Here is a 23,243-nt window from a genome sequence, read left to right as displayed (position 1 = left end):
TCCTTATCCCACTCCTATGTAGGATATTTCGCTCAACATTCTTACCGAAATCGTTCACGCGTTCGCGTGAACGATGGTTTTTCAAGTATTCATATGAGTGCCTTTGTAAGGCTTAACGCTGCATGGACAACTCGACGAGTTGCGCCATGATCGAAACATTACCTGCCCGGTCGACTACCTGATAGCTGAACGTGATGTGCTCGCTGTCCAGGTTCGTCAGAAATTCACGCTCAAAGCCGATTTGCACAGGCCGGTCGGTCAGGTCTTGCGGTGTGACCACGTGAACCGGTCCTTCGATGCCGTTGCACAGGGTCTGAATTCGGTCACCGGAATGCATGTCCGCGTAGCCAGGGATCGCGCCTTTCAGGACTTCCCCGAAGTTGATCTGCGGGAAGATGATTGGGGCGAGGAGGGTTGCGCCGGGTGCAGTGCGGTCTACTCGGATGACTGTCTTTAGCGAGTCCTGCGTGATCATGCCTGGAAAGCCAGTCCAGCTATAGTGGACAGTGTAGGATCCGTCATTCATCAAGTAGCGTGGATGTATATTCATGATGAACGACAGTTCGCTTGGTGGGTTTGGGTCAGAAATGATCTGATCAAAGACTGTTTCAGTACCGTTAATTTTCAACTCGAAGAGATCGCCCTGTTGAATCATACCTGTAAGGGTAAACAGAACCTCGATGTTCGCTGCCAGATCCGCTACCTTTATAAGGCCGTCATAATCGGCTACGGGAATGACAGGAGCTGACAGCTCAATATTCTTGAAAGTGTTCATGATCTTATCCAATTAATTAGCAAGGTACGTCGGCACGCTTGTTGTTGAGGTTTAAGCAATGCGTGATGTCGCCTGAGGGCGTAGATGCTATTGCTTGAACTTTAACTAATAGGATGTATGCGTCATTGTCAAACCTGTTTCGCCTGTTTTTCTCTCATGTGAATGGTTAGAGAAGTGACCTACGCAGTACACAGATATTGTTGTAGGAATTACTGTCCTGCTGAGTGCATTTGGCTTGGCTGCATGAAAAGAAAAAGCCCCGACAAACCCAAATCTGCCGAGGCTCTTCCAAACACTATTCCCTTACCGATTAAACCGCTCCACCAACGAATATTGCGAATTTGCCGTATCCGTCAATTCCGCGCTCAATACTGCAGAGCGATGCGCTTCATCCGAAGTCTTGTCGGCCAATCCGGCAATGGTCGAGATATTGCGGTTGATCTCTTCAGCCACCGAGCTTTGCTCTTCGGTGGCCGTGGCGATCTGGGTGGTCATGTCGGTGATGTTGGCCACCGCTTCGCTGATGCCCACCAGCGCCTGATCGGCTTCCAGTACGCGGGCTACGCCTTCTTCGGCCTGGCGATGCCCGGTGTTCATGGTTTGTACGGCGTCGTTTGCGGTCTGTTGCAGTTTGGCGATCAGGCCATGGATCTGTCCGGTGGATTCGGCGGTGCGTTGCGCCAGTTGCCGGACTTCGTCGGCGACCACGGCAAACCCACGGCCCATTTCTCCGGCGCGGGCGGCTTCGATGGCGGCGTTGAGGGCCAGCAGGTTGGTCTGGTCGGCGATGCCTTTGATCACGTCGACCACACCGCCGATTTCATCGCTGTCCTTGGCCAGTTGCGTCACAGTCAGGCCGGTTTCGCCGACCGATGTCGACAAACGCTGAATGGCTTCGCGGGTCTCGCCGGCAATATCGCGGCCGCGACGGGTCAGTTCGTTGGCCTGTTGCGTGGCCTCGGCGGCGCGGTTCACGTGGCTGGCGACTTCCTGGGTAGTAGCTGCCATTTCATTGATCGCAGCGGCAACCTGTTCGGTTTCCACGCGCTGACGCTCGAGCCCGGTCGAGCTGGCGTTGGCCAGCGAGTTGGATTGACGTGCCTGATGGTTCAGGTGTTCAGCGGTGTCCTGCAGGCGCGTCAGGCAGGTTTTCATGCGCGCTTCCTGGCTGAGTATCGACATTTCCAGACGCGCCTGCGGACCGCGACTGTCGGTGTACATCTGCGCGATCAGCGGGTCGGACGTGGTCTGTTCGGCCAGGCGCAGCAGGCGCTTGGTACCGCGTTGTTGCCACGACAGCCCCAGCAGGCCCAGCGGCACCGAGAGCGCGGCGGCCAGGGCAAAGCCCCATGACGAGTTCAGCCATACACCGATCAGAAAACCGAGCTGGCTGACGAGGATGAACGGCAGCCAGTCCTGCAGCATCGGCAGCCATTTATCGCGCCCTGGCACTGCGCTCTTGCCCTGGTTCAGGCGCGCGTAGAGCCCTTCGGCACGACGGATCTGCTCGGCGGTCGGCTTGATGCGCACCGACTCGAAACCCACAACCTGGCGGTTTTCCAGCATAGGCGTCACGTAGGCGTTGACCCAGTAGTGATCGCCGTTCTTGCAGCGGTTCTTGACGATGCCCATCCAGGGTTGGCCGGATTTGAGCGTCGTCCACATGTGTTCGAAAACGGCAGGCGGCACGTCAGGATGGCGGACGGTATTGTGAGGCGCGCCGACGAGTTCTTCATGGCTGTACCCACTGATGTCCACGAAGGCTTCGTTGCAGTACGTGATGGTGCCGCGGGTGTCGGTGGTGGAAATCAGACGTTGTTCGGCAGGAAAAGTCCGCTCACGTTGAGTGATTGGCTGGTTATTGCGCATTGGATTTCGGTCCTTCGATCAATAAGACTTTCGCGTGTTATCGACCGGTCAGCTCGAAAATTGAATATTACTGGCAGCTTCTGATTCATCAGACGCAGCTACCGGTCCAGCATAGGGTAGGTAAACAGTGCGAAATGCACCAGATTCAGCCCGAAGTGGCTGATCACCGCAGCCGTCAGGCCACCGAAACGGAAAGCCACGCCGTAACCGATACCCGCCATGCCCGCGAGCAGTACCCATTCCCATCCGGCGCCCAGATGTGAAAGTCCGAAAAGACAGGCTGTGAGGGTGATCGCCAGCGGCGTCGCGAATCTTGCCGAACCGAACCATCGTTGCAGACCGCCTTGAAGATAGGCGCGGAAGAACAGCTCTTCGGTCAGCGTTACCAGGAGCAGGTTGTTCACCCACCAGATCGTGCTTTGCGCAGGCCATTTGGGCGCCCAGCCCGTGATGCCCAGCAGAACGGCCGTCGTCATGCAGAACGCAGATGTGACGACGAGTGCGAGAACGCCGACTTTGAGTGAATGGGCAATGCCGACGCCGACCAGAATCCAGGGGCAGGCCAGCAGCAGCCAGAAGCCGATCAGAGGCTTGTCCAGGTTCAGGTCCATCGTGAACGGCGCGGCGTCGGGCGTAAACCGTATGGCATCGATGACGATCGCGTTGTTGAAACCGGGCATCACGCTTAAAGCCAACGCCAGGCCCGTCAGAATGAACATTGCGTGACCGATCACGCGAACGTAGCGAGGGCGAGTGTTCTGGACGCACACGCCAGCGATGATCAGCAGGCTCAGGCCCAGTATCGCTGAAGGGGCGAGGCTGCCCTGTAAAAGCGCCAGTCCGTACCCGATGCTCAGAAGACTTAAAGCCAGCCGGTGCCGTGAGGCCATAGCAATAACCCTGATGAATTAAATCGGGGAGTCTACAGCGCTTTCGGCGGGGAATTTGTTTCTAACCACTTCCGCAGGCACCTGGGGATATCCCAGGTGCCGTCGCGGTTATCAGGACGCGATCAATTGCCGCAGTACGTAATGCAGAATGCCGCCTGATTTGAAGTACTCGACTTCATTCAGCGTATCGATGCGGCACAGCACGTCGACCGTCTCCTGACTGCCATCTTCACGGGTGATGCGCAATTGCAGGCCGATACCCGGACGGATGTCGGCATTGGTCAGCCCGGTTATGCTCAACGTCTCCTTGCCGCTCAGGTTCAGGCTCTTGCGGGTCTGCCCGTTCTTGAACTGCAACGGCAATACACCCATACCGACCAGATTGGAGCGGTGGATACGTTCGAAACTCTCGGCAATCACCGCCTTGACGCCCAGCAGGTTGGTGCCTTTGGCTGCCCAGTCGCGGCTGGAACCGGTGCCGTATTCCTGCCCGGCAATGATCACCAGCGGCGTGCCTTCCTGCTGATAACGCATGGCTGCGTCGTAGATCGCCAGCTTCTCGCCGGAAGGGACGTGCACGGTATTACCGCCTTCCTCACCCCCCAGCATTTCGTTGCGAATGCGGATATTGGCGAAGGTGCCGCGCATCATCACTTCATGGTTGCCGCGTCGCGAGCCGTAGGAGTTGAAGTCCTGATAGTCGACGCCTTTCTCCTTGAGGTAACGGCCGGCAGGGCTGTCGGCCTTGATGTTACCTGCGGGGGAAATATGGTCAGTGGTCACGGAGTCGCCCAGCAGCGCAAGGATGCGCGCATTCTCGACATCCTTGATGACCGGCAACGGACCGCCGATGTCTTCGAAGAACGGCGGATGCTGGATGTAGGTTGAGTCGTCCTGCCAGACATAGGTTGCCGCTTGCGGCACCTCGATAGACTGCCACTGCTCGTCACCGGCAAACACTTCGGCGTATTCCTTGTGGAACATGGTGGTGTTGACGCTTTCCACGGCTTCGGCGATTTCTTTCTGGGTCGGCCAGATATCACGCAGATAAACCGGCTTGCCATCCGAGCCTTCGCCCAGAGGCTCGCTGCTGATGTCGATGCGCACCGAGCCTGCCAGTGCGTAGGCCACCACGAGCGGCGGGGAGGCCAGCCAGTTGGTTTTCACCAGAGGATGCACGCGGCCTTCAAAGTTGCGGTTGCCCGACAGCACTGACGCAACGGTCAGGTCCGACTGTTGAATGGCCTTTTCGATGGGTTCCAGCAGCGGGCCTGAGTTACCGATGCAGGTGGTGCAACCGTAGCCCACCAGATCGAAACCCAACTTATCCAGGTATTCGGTCAAGCCTGCCGCTTTGTAATAGTCGGTGACGACCTTGGAGCCCGGAGCCAGCGAGCTTTTGACCCACGGCTTGCGCTGCAGGCCTTTTTCTACAGCTTTCTTCGCAACCAGCCCGGCTGCCATCATGACGCTCGGGTTGGAGGTGTTGGTGCAGGACGTGATGGCGGCGATCACCACGGCGCCATCCTTCAACCGATGGGTTTCGCCATTGTGCTCGTAAGAAATCTCGCCGCCGATCTGCGCTTCGTTGCCTACGGCAACACCGCCTCCGCCTTCGCTTTCAAGTCGACCTTCTTCTACTTTTGCAGGCTTGACCTGCAAGCCGAGGAAATCACTGAAAGCCTGAGCCACATTGGGCAGAGCAACCCGATCCTGCGGGCGCTTCGGCCCTGCAAGGCTGGCTTCCACCGTGCTCATGTCCAGTTCCAGGCTGTCGGTGAATACCGGTTCCTGACCTGGCAGACGCCACAAGCCCTGTGCCTTGCTATAGGCCTCGACCAGCTTCACGGTTTCATCCGGGCGACCGGACAGGCGCAGGTAATCCAGCGTCACGTCATCGACCGGAAAGAAGCCGCAAGTCGCGCCATATTCCGGCGCCATGTTGGCGATGGTGGCGCGGTCCGCCAACGGCAGATCGGCCAGGCCGTCGCCGAAGAACTCGACGAATTTTCCCACCACGCCTTTCTTGCGCAGCATCTGGGTCACGGTCAGCACCAGGTCGGTGGCCGTGATGCCTTCCTTCAATTTGCCGGTCAGCTTGAAGCCGATCACTTCCGGAATCAGCATCGACACCGGCTGGCCAAGCATGGCCGCTTCGGCTTCGATACCGCCCACACCCCAACCGAGCACGCCCAGGCCATTGATCATGGTGGTGTGCGAGTCGGTTCCGACCAGGGTGTCCGGGAACGCGTAGGTGCGACCGTCCTCTTCCTTGGTCCAGACCGTGCGGCCCAGATACTCCAGGTTCACCTGGTGGCAGATGCCAGTGCCCGGCGGCACCACGCTGAAGTTGTCGAAGGCGCTCTGGCCCCAGCGAAGAAACGCGTAACGCTCACCGTTGCGCTGCATCTCGATATCGACGTTCTGCTCGAACGCCTGCGAATCGCCGAACTTGTCGACCATCACCGAGTGGTCGATCACCAGGTCCACCGGCGACAACGGGTTGATACGCTGCGGATCGCCACCGGCCTTGGCCACGGCGGCGCGCATGGCGGCCAGATCGACAACCGCAGGTACGCCGGTGAAGTCCTGCATCAGCACCCGTGCAGGGCGGTATTGAATCTCGCGGTCGGAACGACGGTCCTTCAACCAGCCGGCAATGGCCTTGAGGTCGTCCCCAGTGACAGTCTTGTCGTCTTCCCAGCGCAGCAGGTTTTCCAGCAGCACCTTGAGGGACATCGGCAGCTTGTCCAGATCACCCAGCGAGTGGGCGGCGTCGGGCAGGCTGAAGTAATGGTAGGTCTTGTTATCGATGTCGAGTGTTTTCAGGCTTTTCAGGCTATCGAGGGAGGGCATGAACGGCTCCTTGTAGAATAATCTGTGAGCGACGAATCGCGGGTCCGGGTGGATCAGGTCGTGGACGCCGCGTGTGGCCTCAAGCTTAGTGGACTGCCGGGCCGCGCCAGTGGTTCCTGATTCCGTTATCATGCGCGGCTTTCAAGTCCGCCGGGTTACGCCCGCGTGTCGTTGTCCCAGGAGTCACCATGAATACGCTGTTTATGCATTGCCGGCCCGGTTTCGAAAGCGAGGTTTGCTCGGAGATCGCCGAGCATGCTGCGCGCCTGGAGGTTGCCGGTTACGCCAAGGCGCGCCCCAACACCGCCTGCGCGGAGTTCATCTGCAGCGAACCCGACGGTGCCGAACGGCTGATGAATGGCCGGCGCTTCGATCAACTGATCTTTCCTCGGCAGTGGGCACGCGGCGTCTTTCTGGACCTGCCGGAAACCGACCGCATCAGTGTGATCCTCGGTCAGATGGGCGATTTCCCGGTCTGCGGCAGCCTGTGGCTGGAGGTCGTGGACACCAACGACGGCAAGGAACTGTCGAATTTCTGCAAGAAGTTCGAAGCGCCTCTGCGCAAGGCCCTGAACCAGGCAGGCAAGCTGATCGACGACCCGCGCAAGCCGCGTCTGCTGTTGACCTTCAAGAGTGGTCGCGAGGTGTTTCTGGGGCTGGCCGACGCGGGCAATTCAGCGATGTGGCCGATGGGCATTCCGCGTTTGAAGTTCCCGCGTGAGGCGCCCAGCCGCTCGACCTTGAAGCTGGAAGAAGCCTGGCATCACTTCATTCCCAGAGATCAGTGGGATGAGCGCCTGTCCGGCGACATGACCGGCGTGGATCTGGGCGCTGCGCCCGGCGGCTGGACGTATCAACTGGTGCGCCGCGGCATGCTGGTGACCGCGATCGATAATGGTCCGATGGCGGAAAGCCTGATGGACACCGGGCTGGTGCAACACCTGATGGCCGACGGCTTTACCTACAAGCCTCGTCAGCCGGTGGACTGGATGGTGTGTGACATCGTCGAAAAACCTGCGCGCAACGCTGCGCTGCTGGAAACCTGGCTGGGCGAAGGCCTGTGCCGTGAAGCGGTGGTCAATCTCAAGTTGCCGATGAAACAGCGCTACGCTGAAGTGCGCCGTCTGCTCGACCGTATCGAGGAAGGCTTCAAGGAGCGGGGCATTCGCGTATCGATCGGCTGCAAGCAGCTCTATCACGACCGTGAAGAAGTCACCTGCCATTTGCGCAGACTGGACATCGCCAAGACAGCACGTCCGCGCAAGGGCTGACGTGATCGTGCGAATTAGGTAACAATGACCACCCGTTTCTGGAGCCCCCCATGTCTGAATCCACCGAAAGCTTCACCGTCGATGCCGTGCTGGATGCCAGCGGACTGTTCTGCCCGGAGCCGGTAATGATGCTGCATCAGAAGGTGCGCGACCTGCCTGCTGGCGGATTGCTAAAGGTGATTGCGACCGACCCGTCGACTACCCGCGACATCCCCAAGTTCTGCGTTTTCCTCGGCCATGAACTGATCGAGCAGCAGGCCGGTGACGGGACCTTTCTGTACTGGATCCGCAAGAAGCTGGACTGATCGGTTGTCGCCGCCTCTCGCCCTTGCTCGCGCTGAGCAAGGGCCAATGCCCGCCTTCAGAGAGACCCCCCATGCGCATTGTCGCTGATGAAAACATTCCCCTGCTCGACGCCTTTTTTACTCACTTTGGCGACATCCGTCGTCTGCCGGGCCGCTCCATCGACCGTGCTGCCGTTGCCGACGCCGACATCCTGTTGGTGCGCTCGGTGACGCCGGTCACTCGCGAGTTGCTGGAAGGCAGTGCGGTACGTTTTGTCGGGACCTGCACCATCGGCACCGACCATCTGGACCTGGCCTATTTTCTGGAAGCCGGCATCCAATGGTCCAGTGCGCCGGGCTGCAACGCCCGTGGTGTGGTGGACTATGTGCTGGGCAGCCTGCTTACGCTGGCGGAAATCGAAGGTGTCGACCTCGCGCAACGCACCTATGGCATCGTCGGTGCCGGGCAGGTGGGCGGGCGGCTGGTCAATGTCCTTAAAGGGCTCGGCTGGAACGTGCTGGTTTGCGACCCTCCGCGTCAGGCGGCTGAGTCGGGTGATTTCGTCACGCTTGATGAGATTGTCGAGCGCTGCGATGTGATCAGCCTGCATACCCCGCTCAACAGAACCGGCAACTTACCGACCTGGCACCTGTTCGACGAGTCACGTCTGCGCCAGCTCAGGCAAGGTGCCTGGCTGATCAATGCCAGCCGTGGAGCGGTGGTCGATAACGCCGCACTGCACGAGGTGCTTCTCGATCGTGAAGATCTGCAGGCCGTGCTCGACGTCTGGGAAGGCGAACCGCAGGTCAACGTGGAGCTGGCTGATCTGTGTGTGATTGCCACGCCGCACATCGCCGGTTACAGCCTGGACGGGCGGCAACGCGGAACTGCGCAGATCTATCAGGCGCTCTGTGCCTTTCTCGGTCAGCCAGCCTCCATTGTGCTTGAGGATCTGCTGCCCCGACCCTGGCTTGCCCAGGTGACGCTGGATGAGAGAACCGACCCGGTCTGGGCCTTGAACATGCTGTGCCGGGGCGTTTACGACCCGCGTCGGGATGATGCCGACTTCAGGCGCAGTCTTCTGGTGGGTGATACCGCCAGTCAGCGTCTGGCCTTCGACGCGCTGCGTAAACACTACCCACCGCGTCGGGAAATCGAAGGGCTCAAGGTCTGCCTGAGTGGCGAGTCCGAGGCCCTGGCAACAATTGTCCGGGCGCTCGGCGCGGTGCCCATGCAGGTTGAATGACAGGTAGAAAAAACCCGACTCTGGAGTCGGGTTTCAAGGTATTCGGTGTTACTCAGTTTTGTTCTTCAGGGGTGACCCAAAGCTTGTCACACGCCTGGCAGGCTGCCTGAACCATCTCCTCAGTGATCACCACTTCGCGCCCATCCTTGTCGAGAATCGCGCCGCCAACGGGCAGGTCAGGGGTCGCTCGAACGATGGTGACTTCGCTGTTGCTGCGCTCTTGCAGGCTCATGGTTTTTCTCCTCTCATCAGGGTTGCGCTTTGAAATTAGCGACGCTTGATGACCGCCCGATGACACCGTTCGGTCGTTCAAGCGTGTCTGCAGTCCAGCAGAAATAGAATACATCTGCCAGCCGTTGCTTATATCGATCCCTTATAGAGATGTCGTAAAACTGTCATACCACATGACCTGTGAAGCGCTGATCAAGTTCAGTGATTTTTGCCGACGTCCTCAAGCGTTTTTGTCGCATGAGAGGTGTAGGCTGGCGGCTTGGTCAATCCAGACGTACAGGCAGGTTGGTTTTTTCATGATTTCAGTGGTTCCCCGTCGTCACCGTCAGGCCGTTCGTCTGGCTGTGGGTTTTATCGCGCCTTATCGATGGCATGCACTGGGCGCCTTGCTTGCGCTGATTGTCACGGCAGGCATTACGTTGTCCATGGGGCAGGGCATCAAGCTGATGGTCGATCAGGGGTTCATGACCCGTTCGCCGGAATTGCTCGAACGCTCCATCGGCCTGTTCATGTTGCTGACGCTCGGTCTGGCCGTCGGCACGTTCACTCGTTTCTATCTGGTGTCATGGATTGGCGAGCGCGTTGTCGCAGATCTGCGCAAGAGAGTCTTCGATCATTTGATCGAACTGCATCCCGGCTTTTACGAGAACAACCGCAGTTCCGAGATCCAGTCGCGACTGACGGCCGACACCACGTTGCTGCAGTCAGTGATCGGCTCTTCACTGTCGATGTTTTTGCGCAACGCCCTGATGGTGGTCGGGGGCGTCATATTGCTGTTCGTGACCAACCCCAAGCTGACCAGCATCGTGGTGGTCGCGTTGCCGTTGATCATCGCGCCGATCCTGATGTTCGGCAGGCGCGTGCGCAGTTTGTCGCGGGAAAGCCAGGATCGGGTCGCCGATGTCGGCAGCTATGTGGCCGAAGCACTTGGGCAGATCAAGACGGTCCAGGCCTACAACCACCAGCAACAGGACAAACAGCGCTTTTCGGTCACCGCCGAGCAGGCTTTCGATACGGCTCGCAAGCGGATCCTGCAGCGTTCGTGGCTGGTCACGGTCGTGATCGTGCTGGTATTGGGCGCGGTCGCGGTAATGCTCTGGGTTGGCGGCATGGACGTGATCAGCGGCCGAATCTCCAGCGGCGAACTGGCGGCATTCGTGTTCTATGCGCTGGTGGTCGGCATGGCAATTGGTACCCTCAGCGAAGTGATCGGTGAGCTGCAGCGGGCAGCAGGTGCTGCCGAGCGGATCAGTGAACTGCTTCAGGCCCGCAGTGAAATCACCGCACCGACGGTCAATCTGCAGCGCCTGCCTGCACGGGTCACCGGAAGACTGGCGCTGGAGGGCGTCAGCTTTGCCTACCCATCTCATCCGGAACGCAATGCGGTCGATGACTTGAGTCTGGCCATCCAGGCAGGCGAAACCCTGGCCATCGTCGGGCCTTCGGGGGCCGGAAAATCAACACTTTTCGACCTGCTACTGCGCTTCTACGACCCTCAGCAAGGACGTGTTCTGCTGGAAGGGGTGCCTGTCACCGAGCTTGATCCTCTCGATCTGCGCCGCTGTTTCGCGTTTGTCTCTCAATCGCCTGCGCTGTTTTTCGGCAGTGTCGAAGACAACATCCGCTACGGCAACGCCGCGGCGACCTCTGAACAGGTTGAAGCTGCCGCACGCATCGCTCATGCCCACGAATTCATTCTCGACATGGCTGACGGTTATCAGACTCATCTGGGGGATGGCGGGATGGGGCTGTCAGGCGGGCAGCGTCAACGTCTGGCCATTGCCAGAGCGCTGCTGGTCGATGCGCCAATCCTGTTGCTGGATGAAGCCACCAGTGCACTGGATGCGCAAAGTGAACATCTCATCCAGCAGGCGCTGCCGAGCCTTATGAAAGGGCGTACGACGCTGGTGATCGCCCACAGGCTGGCCACGGTTCAGAACGCCGACCGTATTGCGGTGATGGACAAGGGGCGCCTGGTGGCTGTCGGTACGCACAAACAACTGATTGCCAACAACCCGCTGTACGCAAGGCTTGCGGCGTTGCAGTTCAATGCCGGGATGGATGAAGCGGGGTAGGACGTGGAAAGTCTTGCGCGAAGCCGTGGGAGGACAGGCCCTCCCACGTCGGTCTGTCAGCGGTACTCACACAGATAGGCGGTGTCGACACTGACCTTGAGCTGGAATTTGCTGTTGGCGGGAACGTTGAACTGGCTGCCCGTGGCGAAGGTTTCCCAGTCGGTGCTGTCGGGGAGCTTCACACTCAGCTCGCCCGAAATCACGTGCATGATTTCCTTTTGCGCAGTACCGAATTCGTATTCGCCCGCCGCCATCACACCGATGGTTGCCTGGCCTTCAACCTGGCTGAAAGCGATGGATTTGACGGTGCCGTCGAAGTACTCGTTAACCTTGAACATGGGCGATTCCTTATGAAAGGGTTAAAAAGGGCTTGCCAGTATGCCCAACGGGCCAAACCCCGTCACTTTTAATACCAAAGGCTTAATACCAAGTGACTGACGGTCGTTCAGGGCGTCTTGCGGCAAACACCGGACCGTGGGAGGCGGTTTGCCGGCGATATCAGGAACTTCCGTGGTCAATTGGGCAGGATCAACGGCAGCAGTCTCGCCGTGTTGCGCGCGTCAACCAGTGCGCGATGCTGTTGCCCCGTGAATTGCATGCCGGCCAGTTGCAATGCGCTGTTGAGCCCCACGGGGCGTTGTAAATGGCGGGCCTGGGCGAAGCGTTGTTTGAGATTGACGTACGGCATGTCGGACAAGACGCTGGTCATGTCGTGCTGACGCCATTGTTCCTCCAACTGCTTGCGGTCGTAATCGCCCCAACTCGCCCATCCCACGACGCGTGCCCGGTGATGGCTCAACCATCGCTCAAACAGCGGCCACACAACAGGGAATGTCGCGGCGCTGTCGATATTGTTTTGACTGATATGGGTCAAATCACGGCAGAAATGAGTCAGCACCGGCCGGCGCACCGGGCGCACAAAGCGCTCGAAGTGATCCAGCTCCCGGCCATCCTGATTGACCAGCGTCGCGCCTATTTCGATGACTTCCATTTCCGCGACAGGCCAACCACCTTCTTCTGTGGTTGCCTCAAGATCAATCACCAGCCAATGCGGCATTATCAATGCTCCCGTCAGTATGCGTCAGGTTGAGCGTAGCCATTTACCCACGGCTATGCCCAGTGCTCTTGTCAGCCGGTAGTCATGTGGACGCATCTTGATTGTCCCCTCTCTTGCATCGACCCTGGCATCGAGTATTCGTGCGTTTGTCCCAAGTTGGAAGAACCCTCGAGAAGCCCTCTACTGAATCGATACTTGTACGCTGATTTCTAGAGTTGTTTAAAGCGACGAAACCGCATAGCTTGTGAGGTTTTAATCGATGTCGTTTTTATGAAGAAACATGCAGTGATAATCGAGTCGTTTGCGCGCAGGGCAATATTGGGAACGCTTCTGGTCGCGTCACTGCTGTCTGCATCGCAGGCTGCCGCCGTTCAGATCGTTCGCGTGGCGGCAGTGCATTTCCCGCCTTATATGGTCCGCCCTGAAAAAGGCGAGGATGCCGGGCTTCTTCCACGGCTGGTGGACGCCTTGAACGCCGAGCAGGACGATTATCAGTTCATCATGGTGCCCACCTCGGTGCCACGCAGGTTCCGCGACTTCGCGGAAGGTCGTTTCGACATCGCGATCTTTGAAAATCCTGAATGGGGCTGGAGGGAGATCGCTCACGAGACCGTGGACATGGGCCTTGAAGACGCTGAAGTTTATGTGGCGCGTCGCGTCGAAGGGCGTCAGCAGAACTATTTCGATGACTTGCATGACAAGCGGCTGGCGATCTTCAGTGGCTATCACTACGGGTTTGCCAGTTTCAATGCCGATCAGAAATACCTGGCTGAGCATTTCAACATCACCTCCACCTATTCCCACGACAGCAACCTGCTGATGGTGTTACGTGGACGTGCCGACATCGCGCCTGTCACGCGCTCCTACCTGATCGACTTCATGTCACACAACAAGGACGAGGCTTCGCAACTGCTGGTATCTGATCGTGTCGACCAGATCTACCGGCAATACGCCCTGATGCGGCCGCATGGCGCCATAAATGGCGTGCGTTTCAGCGAGCTGCTGCAGAAGTTGCGTGAGGACGGGGAGTTGGACACCATCTTCCGGCCGTTGAACATCAAGGTCTTGCCGATGCAGGCCGGAGTCGTTCTGGAGTGAGGCAGGGCTGACAGGCTAATGCGCCTTTCAACCCCGGGATTCAGCGGTCCTTGGCTTCCTTGGCGTCCATTTCGGCGTTGCGCTCATGGACACGCTTGAGTTGTTCTTCGGTCAGAGGCAGCTTCTTTGCCGTGTCGCGCAACATCATCAGGCCACCTACGATCGAGCCGATTGCAACCAACAGAATTAACCAGGCATACCAGGGCATAACGCTCTCCTTCTTGTGATACCGGTTTGAGCTGCGGTGCGGCTCATTGGTTCAAGTGTAAGCGTCATGCAGAGGCCGCGCGCGATCAATTCGCGTGCGGCCTCATGGTTTTATGGGAAGGGTAACTTCAGAGGCCGGTCAGCATGGCGTCGGCAGGTGCATCGGCGCGGGACTTGGCGGTCAGGCTGAAGTAGATGAAAGCGATCGCCATCAGGCCGAGGAAGATCAGGCCGATCAGCATGTTGAACCAGGCCATCGCAAGCAGGCACACCACCGCCAGGGCCAGTGCAATGCCGGGAACCACCGGGTAGCCCGGCGCACGGAACGAGCGCTCCAGCAACGGCTCGGTCTTGCGCAGCTTGAACAGGCTGAGCATGCTCATGATGTACATCACGATGGCACCGAATACCGCCATGGTAATCATCGCAGCGGTCAGCGTCATGCCGCCCAGGTTGATCAAACCGTCGCTATAGATCGCGGCGATACCGATCAGGCCGCCTGCGATGATTGCCCGGTGCGGCGTCTGGAAGCGCGACAGCTTTGCCAGCGAAGCCGGAAGATACCCGGCGCGGGCGAGGGCGAAGAACTGACGCGAATAGCCCAGGATGATCCCGTGAAAGCTGGCTACCAGACCGAACAGGCCGATCCACACCAGCATGTGCAGCCAGCCGGAGCTGTCGCCGACCACGGCTTTCATCGCCTGTGGCAGTGGGTCATTGATGTTGGACAGAGTGCGCCAGTCGCCCACGCCACCGGCAAACAGCATCACGCCCAGCGCCAGTGTCACCAGCGTCAGAATGCCGCTGATGTAGGCCTTTGGAATGGTGCGCTTCGGATCTTTCGCTTCCTCGGCCGCCATGGCCGCGCCTTCGATGGCCAGGAAAAACCAGATGGCGAATGGAATTGCCGCGAACATCCCCGCGATGGCCTCGGGGCCGAATGTCTGTGAGCCTGCCCAGCCGTTCAGGGCGAAATTGCTGAAGCTGAAGGCGGGTGCGACCACGCCCATGAACACCAGCAGCTCGGCCACCGCCAGAATGCACACCACCAGCTCAAAGGTCGCCGCCAGCTTCACGCCCATGATATTGAGGGCCATGAACACGATGTAGGCACCGACTGCGGCATGCTTGGGGTCAAGCCCGGGATATTGCACATTGAGGTACGCACCGATTGCCAGAGCAATGGCCGGTGGCGCGAAGACGAATTCGATCAGCGTCGCCATGCCGGCGATCAGGCCGCCTTTCTCACCGAAAGCGCGACGGCTATAGGCAAATGGGCCACCCGCGTGGGGAATGGCAGTGGTCAGCTCGGTGAAACTGAAGATGAAGCAGGTGTACATGGTGGCGACCATCAGCGCTGTTACCAGAAATCCCAGCGTGCCTGCCACACCCCACCCGTAGCTCCAGCCGAAGTATTCGCCGGAAATCACCAGTCCGACAGCGATCCCCCATAGATGCAGCGTGCCTAGCGTTGGCTTGAGTTGAGTACTCATCGTTATCTCCCTGAGGTTCGAAGTTCGTCGAAACATTTTGTTGCAGGGACTTGCAGAGGCCGTGCCAGTGCACGACGAACCGTCGTATTGCTTAAAAAGAGGTCGTTTGTAGAACGGATCGCTGAATTGGTTCAGGGTGATGTGCGGCTTTGGTGCGTGGCGGTCTTGAGATGTTCGCTGCAAGTGCAGGCCAGCATGGGGCCTCCGGACGATCAGGCTGACGTCTGTCACAGACGGGCGCGCTTGGTAAATACCGATCTACGGGTCCCGTCTGTCCGCAGCTTCGGCTACAATGCGCGCCGATTTCGACTTACCTGAGAGCCCGCCCATGTCCGCCTGCCAGACTCCCGTCATTGTCGCCCTGGATTTTCCGACCCGAGAAGCCGCCCTGCGTCTGGCTGATCAGCTCGACCCCAAGCTGTGCCGGGTCAAGGTGGGCAAGGAGCTGTTCACCAGTTGTGCGTCGGACATCGTCGAAACCCTGCGTGACAAGGGTTTCGACGTGTTCCTCGACCTCAAATTCCATGACATTCCCAACACCACCGCGATGGCTGTCAAAGCCGCAGCAGAGATGGGCGTCTGGATGGTCAACGTCCACTGTTCCGGAGGCCTGCGCATGATGGCGGCCTGTCGCGAGGTGCTTGATCAGCGCAGCGGTCCGCAGCCGCTGTTGATCGGCGTCACGGTGTTGACCAGCATGGAGCGCGAGGATCTGGCCGGTATCGGGCTGGATATCGATCCACAGGTGCAGGTGCTGCGTCTGGCTGCTCTGGCTGAAAAGGCGGGTATGGACGGTCTGGTGTGTTCGGCGCTTGAAGCGCAGGCTCTGAAAGCAGCTCACCCGTCATTGCAACTGGTGACCCCTGGTATCCGTCCGGCAGGCAGCGCGCTGGATGATCAACGCCGCATCCTGACCCCACGTCAGGCACTGGACGCCGGTTCCGACTACCTCGTGATCGGCCGCCCGATCAGCCAGGCAGCCGATCCGGCCAAGGCACTGGCGGCTGTGGTTGCCGAGCTGGCGTAAACACCGAATGCTTACCCTGTGATCATTCCCACGCTCCAGCGTGGTAACGCCGCCCAGGACGCTCCGCGTCCGCTCTCGAATGTGACGCAGAGCGTCACGGGATGCGTGCCAACGCAGAGCGCTGGCACGATCATCCGGTTTCAGTGGAGTCAATCCACCTTCAGCATCAACTTGCCGAAGTTCTCGCCACTGAACAGCTTGAGCAGGGTTTCAGGGAAGGTTTCCAGACCTTCCTCGATGTGCTCCTTGCTCTTGATCTTGCCTTCCTTGACCCAGCCTGCCAGTTCCTTGCCCGCTTCACCGAAACGAGCCGCGTGGTCAAGCACTACAAAGCCTTCCATACGGGCACGGTTGACCAGCAACGACAGATAGTTGGCCGGGCCTTTGACGGCCGTGGTGCTGTTGTACTGACTGATCGCACCGCAGATCACTACGCGCGCACCGACTGCCAGTTGGCTGAGCACTGCATCCAGAATGTCGCCGCCCACGTTATCGAAATACACGTTCACGCCGTCCGGGCATTCACGTTTCAGCGCCGTGTGAATGTCGCTCTCGGCCTTGTAGTCGATGGCGGCATCAAACCCCAGTTCTTCGGTCAGCAGGCTACATTTCTCCTTGCCACCGGCGATCCCGACGACGCGGCAACCCTTGAGCTTGGCGATCTGTCCGGCAATGCTGCCCACGGCCCCGGCTGCACCTGAAATCACCACGGTGTCGCCGCTCTTCGGCAGACCGACGTCCAGCAGCGCAAAGTAGGCGGTCATGCCGGTCATGCCCAGCGCCGAAAGATAAAGCGGCAGCGGTGCGAGGTTGGTGTCGACCTTGTAGAACCCCTTGGGCTCGCCAACGAAGTAATCCTGAACGCCGATGGCGCCTTGCACATGATCACCCTTGGCGAATTTCGGGTTCTTCGACTCGATGACTTCGCCCACGCCCAGTGCGCGCATCACTTCGCCAAGTTGTACAGGCGGGATGTAGGACTTGCCCTCGTTCATCCAGCCGCGCATGGCAGGGTCCAGCGACAGATATTTGTTTCTCAGCAGAATCTGGCCGTCCGCCAATGCAGGGACAGGCACTTCCTGATAAGTGAAATCATCACGGCGCACGGCACCGGAAGGGCGTTTGGCGAGCAGAAACTGGCGATTGGAAAGATCGGTCATGGCAGGGCCTCCTAATAGAGTCAAAAAGGGATTCAAGCCCCAGACGGTAGCTGAGGCAAGCGGCGGTCGTTGAGCGAATGCCGCCTGATCCATATGGTTGATAGGAGTCCCTGTGGGCGGCTGCGTTCAAATTGATGCACATGGCTGTCGCAGAGCGCGAGGCTGCGCCTTGAGTCGGCCAGGCGAGTGCTCTACATTGGCCGTTCATTGAAGTACGGATCACTGGCATGTCCTCGACGAATTCGAACACCGTTCACCCTCAGGTTCTGCGTGCAGGCGACGCCGTCGCACTGGTTTCTCCGGCCGGACCCGTGGACCCGCGCAAGATCGAATCGGCTGTCGAGGTTCTCAAGAGTTGGGGGCTGCGCCCGCGTGTCTATCCTCATGCCCTGGGCAAACATTCGTTCTATTCAGGCACTGACGAAGAACGTCTTGCCGATCTCAACGCCGCGCTGGCCGACCCTGTAATCAGAGCCGTGATCTGCAATCGCGGTGGCTACGGCATGCAGCGGATCGTCCGGCAGGTGGACATGGACGCCGTTCGCCGCGACCCGAAACTGGTCACCGGCTTCTCCGACATCACTGCCTTGCACGGCGCGCTCTGGAACCACGCGCGTCTGGCGAGCATTCACGGTCCGGTCGCGACCCAATTGGAGTGCGGCGGGCTGTTTGCCAGCGGTATGCGCCACGTATTGATGAGCACCGAGCCGGTTCTGCTCACGTCCGATCCTGCCGCGCCGAACGCCAGCGTGCGGACCGGCGGAACGGCGCAGGGTGTGCTGCTGGGCGGCAACCTGTGCATGTTGAGCACCTCGGTCGGCACGCCGTTCATGCCTGACCTTACTGACGCGATTCTGTTGCTTGAAGAGGTGAACGAGCCCGCGTATCGGGTTGATCGGATGCTCACGCATCTTGGCAACTGCGGGATTCTTGAGCGTCTGGCAGGCATCGCGCTGGGTGAGTTCAGTCCTGCCCCCAACACCGGTGGCTCGATCAGTCCGGCCCATGTATTGGCAGAGCGCCTGAGCAGTCTGGGTATCCCTGTGCTGGGCGGACTGCCCGTAGGGCACGGCGATGCCAATCAGGCCGTACCGCTGGGAACACAGGCCGTGCTGGACGCAGATGCAGGTACGTTGCTGGTGGCTGCGGCGGCGCGCGATTAAAGCCTTTAGGCTGCCCGGCGTGGACTCAGGATCAGAAGCGTCAACACACCCGCGACGATGCCCCAGAACGCTGAGCCGATGGAAAACAACGTCAGCCCGGATGCGGTCACCATGAAGGTGATCAACGCCGGTTCGCGTTCGCCGGGCTCGGCCATGGCGACCGTCAGGCCGTTGATGATCGAGCCAAACAGCGCCAGCGCCGCAATCGACAGCACCAGTTCCTTGGGAAATGCGCCGAAGAGCGCAGCCAGCGTCGCGCCGAACACACCCGCCACTGCGTAGAAAATGCCACACCAGATCGCTGCCGTGTAACGCTTGTCCTTGTCTTCATGGGCATGCGGACCCGTGCAGATCGCTGCGCTGATGGCCGCCAGATTGACGCCATGGGCGCCGAACGTCGCGGTCAGCAGCGAAGCAATACCGGTCACGGAGATCAACGGTGAGGCGGGCGTCTGATAGCCGTCGGCTCGCAGCACCGCAATCCCCGGCATGTTCTGTGACGTCATGGCCACCACGAACAACGGGATACCGATACTGATGGTCGCCGCCAGTGAAAACTCAGGTGTCGTCCAGACGGGCAGAGCCACTTCCATCGCCAGACCATCAAAATTCAGCAATCCGAGCAGGCCCGACAACACGACGCCTGCCAGCAATGCCGCCAGCACCGCGTAGCGGGGCGAAAGGCGTTTGACGACCAGATAGGTCAGGAACATGCCAATCACCAGACCGGTACGGTGCTGCACGGCGATGAAAATCTCGCTGCCGATCCTGAACAGAATGCCTGCCAACAGCGCCGCAGCAAGCGAGGCGGGCAGGCGTTTGACCATGCGTTCAAAGCTGCCGGTCAGGCCGCACAACGTGACCATAACCGCACACGTAATGAACGCGCCGATCGCTTGCGGGTAGGTCACGCCGCCCAGACTGGTGATCAACAGCGCGGCCCCAGGCGTTGACCAGGCCACGGTGATTGGCGCGCGATAACGCAGTGAAAGACCGATGCTGCACACCGCCATGCCCATGAACAAGGCCCACAGCCATGAGGAAATCTGCACGCTGGTCAGCCCTGCTGCCTGGCCTGCCTGAAACATCAGCACCAGCGAGCTGGTGCAGCCCGTCATCATGGCGATGAAGCCCGCCACGACAGAGGAGGGCGATGAGTCTGCCAAGGGGCGCAGAGACAGCTTCGGTTGAGGGTTCATGCGGGGTCTTCCTTGAACGGCAGGCAGCAAAAAGGCGCACAGCCTATACGGATCGCCTTGCAGGCGTGCGATACAGCGGCATGAGCAATTGCCGGAACAGTTATTTTCGGTGAGCAGGTAACCTGGTCAGTCGGCGTCCGAATCGGCGGGCCGAGCGCTGGACTGCAGCGTCTGGCCAAGCGCTTCGTTGACGACCATCCAGCCATCCACGGCTGCCTGCCCTGCGTCGGCGAATACCCGTTGCAGCAGTTTGACCTGCTCCCGGCGCAGCGCCTGTTCAAACCTGACGCCTTCCTCAGTCAGCCCGAGCAATCGCTTGCGCTTATCGGTGTCGGGCGCCTCGCTGTGCACCAGATTCATGGCGATCAGTTGCCGCAAGGGGGCGTTGAGGGCCTGTTTGCTGACGCCTAGGACTGTCAGCAGTTCCTTGACGCTGAGGTCGGGATAGCGCGCGATGAAAAACACGATGCGCTGATGGACGCGACTGAAGCCACGTTTGTCCAGCATTTCATCGGCCTTGGCAGTGAAAGCCTGATAGCCGAAGAAAAAGGCTTCCATGGCGCGTTGCTGATTGGCAGGATTTTTAAGGTCAAGCATATTGACGTATCCGGGTGGCGCGGCGTAATTTGAGTCAACAAGTTTGACTCATTTATATTGGGCTCTGCCAGGGATATTGCCATGCCATTCTCCGAACGCGTTTCCCGTCTCAAAAGTTCTCTGATCCGCGAGATTCTTGCCGCTGCCCAGCGTCCGGAAGTCATGTCGTTTGCCGGTGGTCTGCCTGCCGAGTCCATGCTGCCCAAGGTCGAGTGGGCCGAAATGCCTGTCGCGCTCGGCCAATACGGCATGAGTGAGGGTGAGCCGCCGCTGCGTGAGGCGCTGGCTGCCGAAGCCAGAGCGTTGGGTATCCAATGCGACGCCAGTCAGGTACTGGTGGTCAGCGGTTCGCAACAGACGCTGGACCTTGCTGCCAAGCTGTACATCGACAAAGGCACGGAAATCCTGCTGGAAGCGCCGACCTACCTGGCCGCGCTGCAGATCTTCCAGCTGTTTGGCGCGAATTGCCTCACGGTGCCTTTGCAGGCCGATGGCCCTGACCTCGCTGCCATGCGCCAGCGTCTGGAACAGCACAAACCTGCCTTCGCCTACCTGATCCCGACCTTTCAGAACCCCTCCGCTGTGCGCTACAGCGAAGCCAGTCGCGAAGCGGTGGCGGCCTTGCTCGACGAGTTCGGCGTGACCCTGATCGAGGACGAACCCTACCGCGAGCTGAGTTTCGACGGCGGCAGCGCCAGGCCCATCGTCAGCCGTTTGAAGACGTCCAGCTGGATCTACACCGGAACGGTCTCCAAGACCCTGCTGCCCGGTCTGCGCGTGGGGTATCTGATCGCCAGTCCCGATCTGTTCCCGCACCTGCTGCGCCTCAAGCAGTCGGCTGATCTGCATACCAACCGTCTTGGACAATGGCAGGCCTTGCAGTGGATCGGCACTGAACACTATCGTGAGCACCTGACGACGTTGCGCGAGTTCTACCGCAGCCGACGGGACGCCTTCGAGCGGGCGCTGCAGGATCATTTCAGCGATCTGGCCGAGTGGAACAGCCCGCAAGGTGGCCTGTTCTTTTGGCTGACCCTGCGTCAGCCGCTGGATACGCGCACGTTGCTGGACGCCGCGCTGGCGCAGGACGTCGCCTTCATGCCCGGCGAGCCGTTCTTTGCCGATCCTGACGCCAATCACGGTCATCTGCGACTCAATTTCAGCCACATTGATCCGGCCCGGCTGGACGAAGGCGTGAAACGACTGGCATCTGTCGTGCGCGCAGCACAGAATCTCAAGGCAGCCTGAATCGATTCGATCAGCAGGGACTTCGGTCACAGAAGGGGCAGGGCGATGTACAAGGTTTACGGCGATTACAACTCGGGCAACTGCTACAAGATCAAGCTGATGCTCAACCTGCTGAATATTCAGTACGAGTGGGTGCCGGTCGACATCCTCAACGGCGAAACCCAGACGCCAGCCTTTCTGGAGAAAAATCCCAACGGCAAGATTCCGGTTCTGGAACTGGAAGACGGCACGTGCCTGTGGGAGTCCAACGCGATTCTCAACTTCCTGGCCGACGGCACCGCTTACCTGCCGACCGAGCCACGCCTGCGCACGCAGGTCCTGCAGTGGCAATTCTTCGAGCAGTACAGTCACGAGCCGTCGGTGGCGGTTGCGCGCTTCATCCAGTTCTATCTGGGCCTGCCCGCAGAGCGCATGGTCGAGTACCGCGCCATGCAGAAGTCGGGCTACCGCGCGTTGGCTGTGATGGAGCAGCAACTGGATCGCACGCCGTTTCTGGTGGGCGAGCACTTTTCCATTGCCGACATCGCGCTCTACGCTTACACCCATGTGGCGCATCAGGGCGGCTTTGATCTGGCGCCTTACTCCGGCATCCGCAAATGGCTGGATCGCGTCAAAGACCAGCCGGGGTACGTGGGAATGCTGGATTGACTGCAGCTGCGGGAGCCGGCCCGTTCACGACAACAGCTACCTGACATACCGAGAAAAGGAATATTCCATGCGTTTCGCTATAACTGTCCTGGCCGCCCTGATGGCATTGGGCGTTGGCTGTTCGGCCCAGGCCGAGGACTGCGATGCCAGTCAGGCGAGCATGAACCAGTGCGCGGCCAAGGAATTGGCCGCGCTCGATGCCGATCTGAACACGCAGTACAACGCGCAGATGAACTGGCTGAAAAGTCCGGCAAAAAAACAGGCGCTCAAGGACGCTCAGCGCAAATGGCTCGCTCTGCGTGATGCCGACTGCCTGTATCAGGTGGGCAAGCGTGAAGATTCAGGGTCGATCTGGCCATTGCTGCAAACCCGGTGTCTGGCAGAGCAGACCAGGGTACGGGTCAAGCAGTTGAAGGCTTACGTTGCCTGTCGGCAGGAAGGTTGCCCGCGCTGAAGGTACGCGGGCTTTTGGCTCAGACTGCGCCGAAACGCTTGTCCAGATAATCGATGATAACGTTGGACTCGTACATCCAGACCGTTTTGTCGCCTTCCTCGATGCGCAGGCAGGGCACCTTGATTTTGCCGCCTTCGTTGAGCAGTGTCTGGCGATCCAGCTCATTGTTCTTCGCATCGCGCAGGGCGACCGGAACGTTCAGACGGCGTAGCGCGCGGCGGGTTTTCACGCAAAAAGGGCAGGCGTGGAACTGGTACAGCGTCAGGTCCTGCGCCGATTGATCCACCGCAGCCTGCGCTGCCGGATCACGTTTCTTCTTGCTCGGGCGAGTGAGGAAATCGATGCCGATGACGAGTTGGCCGAGACCGACCCTTAATGCTTTCATGAACACGAT

Annotated in this window: 23 protein-coding genes; 10 read left to right on the top strand and 13 right to left on the bottom strand. The window is 59.5% G+C overall.

The window, feature by feature from the left end; translation table 11 throughout:
- Positions 1–112 precede the first annotated feature (112 nt).
- From AC0IXS_RS05485 to acnA, 4 genes are all read right to left on the bottom strand, one after another.
- A complete protein-coding gene (locus AC0IXS_RS05485) occupies positions 113–775 on the bottom strand; it encodes a hypothetical protein (protein WP_122690068.1) in 663 nt (220 codons plus the stop codon).
- Positions 776–1,078: 303 nt separating this feature from the next.
- Positions 1,079–2,644 (bottom strand): methyl-accepting chemotaxis protein, encoded by a 1,566-nt coding sequence (locus tag AC0IXS_RS05480; RefSeq protein ID WP_004880845.1) that lies wholly within the window; start codon positions 2,642–2,644, stop codon positions 1,079–1,081.
- Positions 2,645–2,742: 98 nt separating this feature from the next.
- Complete coding sequence (locus AC0IXS_RS05475) at positions 2,743–3,534, bottom strand: CPBP family intramembrane glutamic endopeptidase (protein ID WP_122668526.1); 792 nt, start codon at positions 3,532–3,534, stop codon at positions 2,743–2,745.
- Positions 3,535–3,645: 111 nt separating this feature from the next.
- Positions 3,646–6,390, bottom strand: coding sequence for an aconitate hydratase AcnA (gene acnA, locus AC0IXS_RS05470; RefSeq protein WP_122690065.1), 2,745 nt, complete (start codon positions 6,388–6,390; stop codon positions 3,646–3,648).
- A 188-nt stretch (positions 6,391–6,578) separates the two neighbouring features.
- Between acnA and rlmM the strand changes: the two genes are divergently transcribed.
- The 3 genes from rlmM to pdxB all read left to right on the top strand — a co-directional run bounded on the left by rlmM (position 6,579) and on the right by pdxB (position 9,192).
- On the top strand, positions 6,579–7,661 hold the full coding sequence (gene rlmM, locus AC0IXS_RS05465; RefSeq protein WP_137202623.1) for a 23S rRNA (cytidine(2498)-2'-O)-methyltransferase RlmM: 1,083 nt from the start codon (positions 6,579–6,581) through the stop codon (positions 7,659–7,661).
- A gap of 50 nt (positions 7,662–7,711) precedes the next feature.
- On the top strand, positions 7,712–7,966 hold the full coding sequence (tusA, locus tag AC0IXS_RS05460) for a sulfurtransferase TusA (protein ID WP_137202622.1): 255 nt from the start codon (positions 7,712–7,714) through the stop codon (positions 7,964–7,966).
- 71 nt (positions 7,967–8,037) lie between these two features.
- Positions 8,038–9,192 (top strand): 4-phosphoerythronate dehydrogenase PdxB, encoded by a 1,155-nt coding sequence (gene pdxB, locus AC0IXS_RS05455; protein ID WP_471824071.1) that lies wholly within the window; start codon positions 8,038–8,040, stop codon positions 9,190–9,192.
- Between the two features lie 52 nt (positions 9,193–9,244).
- Here pdxB and AC0IXS_RS05450 read toward each other — a convergent pair whose 3' ends face one another.
- On the bottom strand, positions 9,245–9,424 hold the full coding sequence (locus AC0IXS_RS05450) for a PA1571 family protein (protein WP_122690063.1): 180 nt from the start codon (positions 9,422–9,424) through the stop codon (positions 9,245–9,247).
- A gap of 295 nt (positions 9,425–9,719) precedes the next feature.
- On the opposite strand from AC0IXS_RS05450, the gene AC0IXS_RS05445 reads away from it, so the two are divergent.
- Complete coding sequence (locus tag AC0IXS_RS05445; protein ID WP_122668522.1) at positions 9,720–11,498, top strand: ABC transporter transmembrane domain-containing protein; 1,779 nt, start codon at positions 9,720–9,722, stop codon at positions 11,496–11,498.
- 56 nt (positions 11,499–11,554) lie between these two features.
- Here the strand turns inward: AC0IXS_RS05445 and ppnP are convergent, their stop codons facing one another.
- Positions 11,555–11,836: a pyrimidine/purine nucleoside phosphorylase gene (ppnP, locus tag AC0IXS_RS05440; protein WP_122668521.1), complete on the bottom strand. Its 282-nt coding sequence runs from the start codon at positions 11,834–11,836 to the stop codon at positions 11,555–11,557.
- Between the two features lie 176 nt (positions 11,837–12,012).
- Positions 12,013–12,555 (bottom strand): 3'-5' exonuclease, encoded by a 543-nt coding sequence (locus tag AC0IXS_RS05435; protein ID WP_471824068.1) that lies wholly within the window; start codon positions 12,553–12,555, stop codon positions 12,013–12,015.
- Between the two features lie 270 nt (positions 12,556–12,825).
- Here AC0IXS_RS05435 and AC0IXS_RS05430 point away from each other — a divergent pair, with 270 nt between their 5' ends.
- Complete coding sequence (locus AC0IXS_RS05430) at positions 12,826–13,653, top strand: substrate-binding periplasmic protein (RefSeq protein ID WP_122668520.1); 828 nt, start codon at positions 12,826–12,828, stop codon at positions 13,651–13,653.
- Positions 13,654–13,693: 40 nt separating this feature from the next.
- Here AC0IXS_RS05430 and AC0IXS_RS05425 read toward each other — a convergent pair whose 3' ends face one another.
- Together AC0IXS_RS05425 and eat are read right to left on the bottom strand one after the other, a co-directional pair.
- Positions 13,694–13,861: a DUF2897 family protein gene (locus AC0IXS_RS05425; protein WP_002552826.1), complete on the bottom strand. Its 168-nt coding sequence runs from the start codon at positions 13,859–13,861 to the stop codon at positions 13,694–13,696.
- Positions 13,862–13,988: 127 nt separating this feature from the next.
- Entirely contained in the window at positions 13,989–15,353 is a 1,365-nt protein-coding gene (eat, locus tag AC0IXS_RS05420; RefSeq protein WP_025995250.1) for an ethanolamine permease, read from the bottom strand.
- A 328-nt stretch (positions 15,354–15,681) separates the two neighbouring features.
- On the opposite strand from eat, the gene pyrF reads away from it, so the two are divergent.
- The gene (pyrF, locus tag AC0IXS_RS05415) at positions 15,682–16,380 is read left to right on the top strand and encodes an orotidine-5'-phosphate decarboxylase (protein ID WP_025995251.1); all 699 of its coding nucleotides are present in this window, start codon (positions 15,682–15,684) and stop codon (positions 16,378–16,380) included.
- A gap of 149 nt (positions 16,381–16,529) precedes the next feature.
- Here the strand turns inward: pyrF and AC0IXS_RS05410 are convergent, their stop codons facing one another.
- Positions 16,530–17,540, bottom strand: a complete 1,011-nt coding sequence (locus AC0IXS_RS05410) for an NADP-dependent oxidoreductase (protein ID WP_057409695.1) — start codon at positions 17,538–17,540, stop codon at positions 16,530–16,532.
- A gap of 227 nt (positions 17,541–17,767) precedes the next feature.
- Between AC0IXS_RS05410 and AC0IXS_RS05405 the strand changes: the two genes are divergently transcribed.
- Positions 17,768–18,703 carry a S66 peptidase family protein gene (locus AC0IXS_RS05405; protein ID WP_122668517.1) on the top strand — a complete coding sequence of 312 codons (936 nt, stop codon included), beginning with the start codon at positions 17,768–17,770 and terminating at the stop codon, positions 18,701–18,703.
- A gap of 5 nt (positions 18,704–18,708) precedes the next feature.
- Here the strand turns inward: AC0IXS_RS05405 and AC0IXS_RS05400 are convergent, their stop codons facing one another.
- Positions 18,709–19,902 carry a benzoate/H(+) symporter BenE family transporter gene (locus tag AC0IXS_RS05400; protein WP_471824064.1) on the bottom strand — a complete coding sequence of 398 codons (1,194 nt, stop codon included), beginning with the start codon at positions 19,900–19,902 and terminating at the stop codon, positions 18,709–18,711.
- A gap of 126 nt (positions 19,903–20,028) precedes the next feature.
- Positions 20,029–20,499 carry a MarR family winged helix-turn-helix transcriptional regulator gene (locus tag AC0IXS_RS05395; RefSeq protein ID WP_025995255.1) on the bottom strand — a complete coding sequence of 157 codons (471 nt, stop codon included), beginning with the start codon at positions 20,497–20,499 and terminating at the stop codon, positions 20,029–20,031.
- Between the two features lie 81 nt (positions 20,500–20,580).
- On the opposite strand from AC0IXS_RS05395, the gene AC0IXS_RS05390 reads away from it, so the two are divergent.
- From AC0IXS_RS05390 to AC0IXS_RS05380, 3 genes are all read left to right on the top strand, one after another.
- A complete protein-coding gene (locus AC0IXS_RS05390; protein WP_122690060.1) occupies positions 20,581–21,747 on the top strand; it encodes an aminotransferase-like domain-containing protein in 1,167 nt (388 codons plus the stop codon).
- A gap of 45 nt (positions 21,748–21,792) precedes the next feature.
- On the top strand, positions 21,793–22,395 hold the full coding sequence (locus AC0IXS_RS05385) for a glutathione S-transferase family protein (RefSeq protein ID WP_004880895.1): 603 nt from the start codon (positions 21,793–21,795) through the stop codon (positions 22,393–22,395).
- Between the two features lie 67 nt (positions 22,396–22,462).
- Positions 22,463–22,849, top strand: coding sequence for a lysozyme inhibitor LprI family protein (locus AC0IXS_RS05380; RefSeq protein ID WP_057409690.1), 387 nt, complete (start codon positions 22,463–22,465; stop codon positions 22,847–22,849).
- Between the two features lie 19 nt (positions 22,850–22,868).
- Here the strand turns inward: AC0IXS_RS05380 and AC0IXS_RS05375 are convergent, their stop codons facing one another.
- Positions 22,869–23,240, bottom strand: coding sequence for a glutathione S-transferase N-terminal domain-containing protein (locus AC0IXS_RS05375; protein WP_004880899.1), 372 nt, complete (start codon positions 23,238–23,240; stop codon positions 22,869–22,871).
- Positions 23,241–23,243 lie beyond the last annotated feature (3 nt).

The organism is Pseudomonas sp. AC016 (assembly GCF_979253365.1).
The sequence above is the reverse complement of the archived record's forward strand: the minus strand, read 5'-3'. Positions and strand labels throughout refer to the sequence as shown.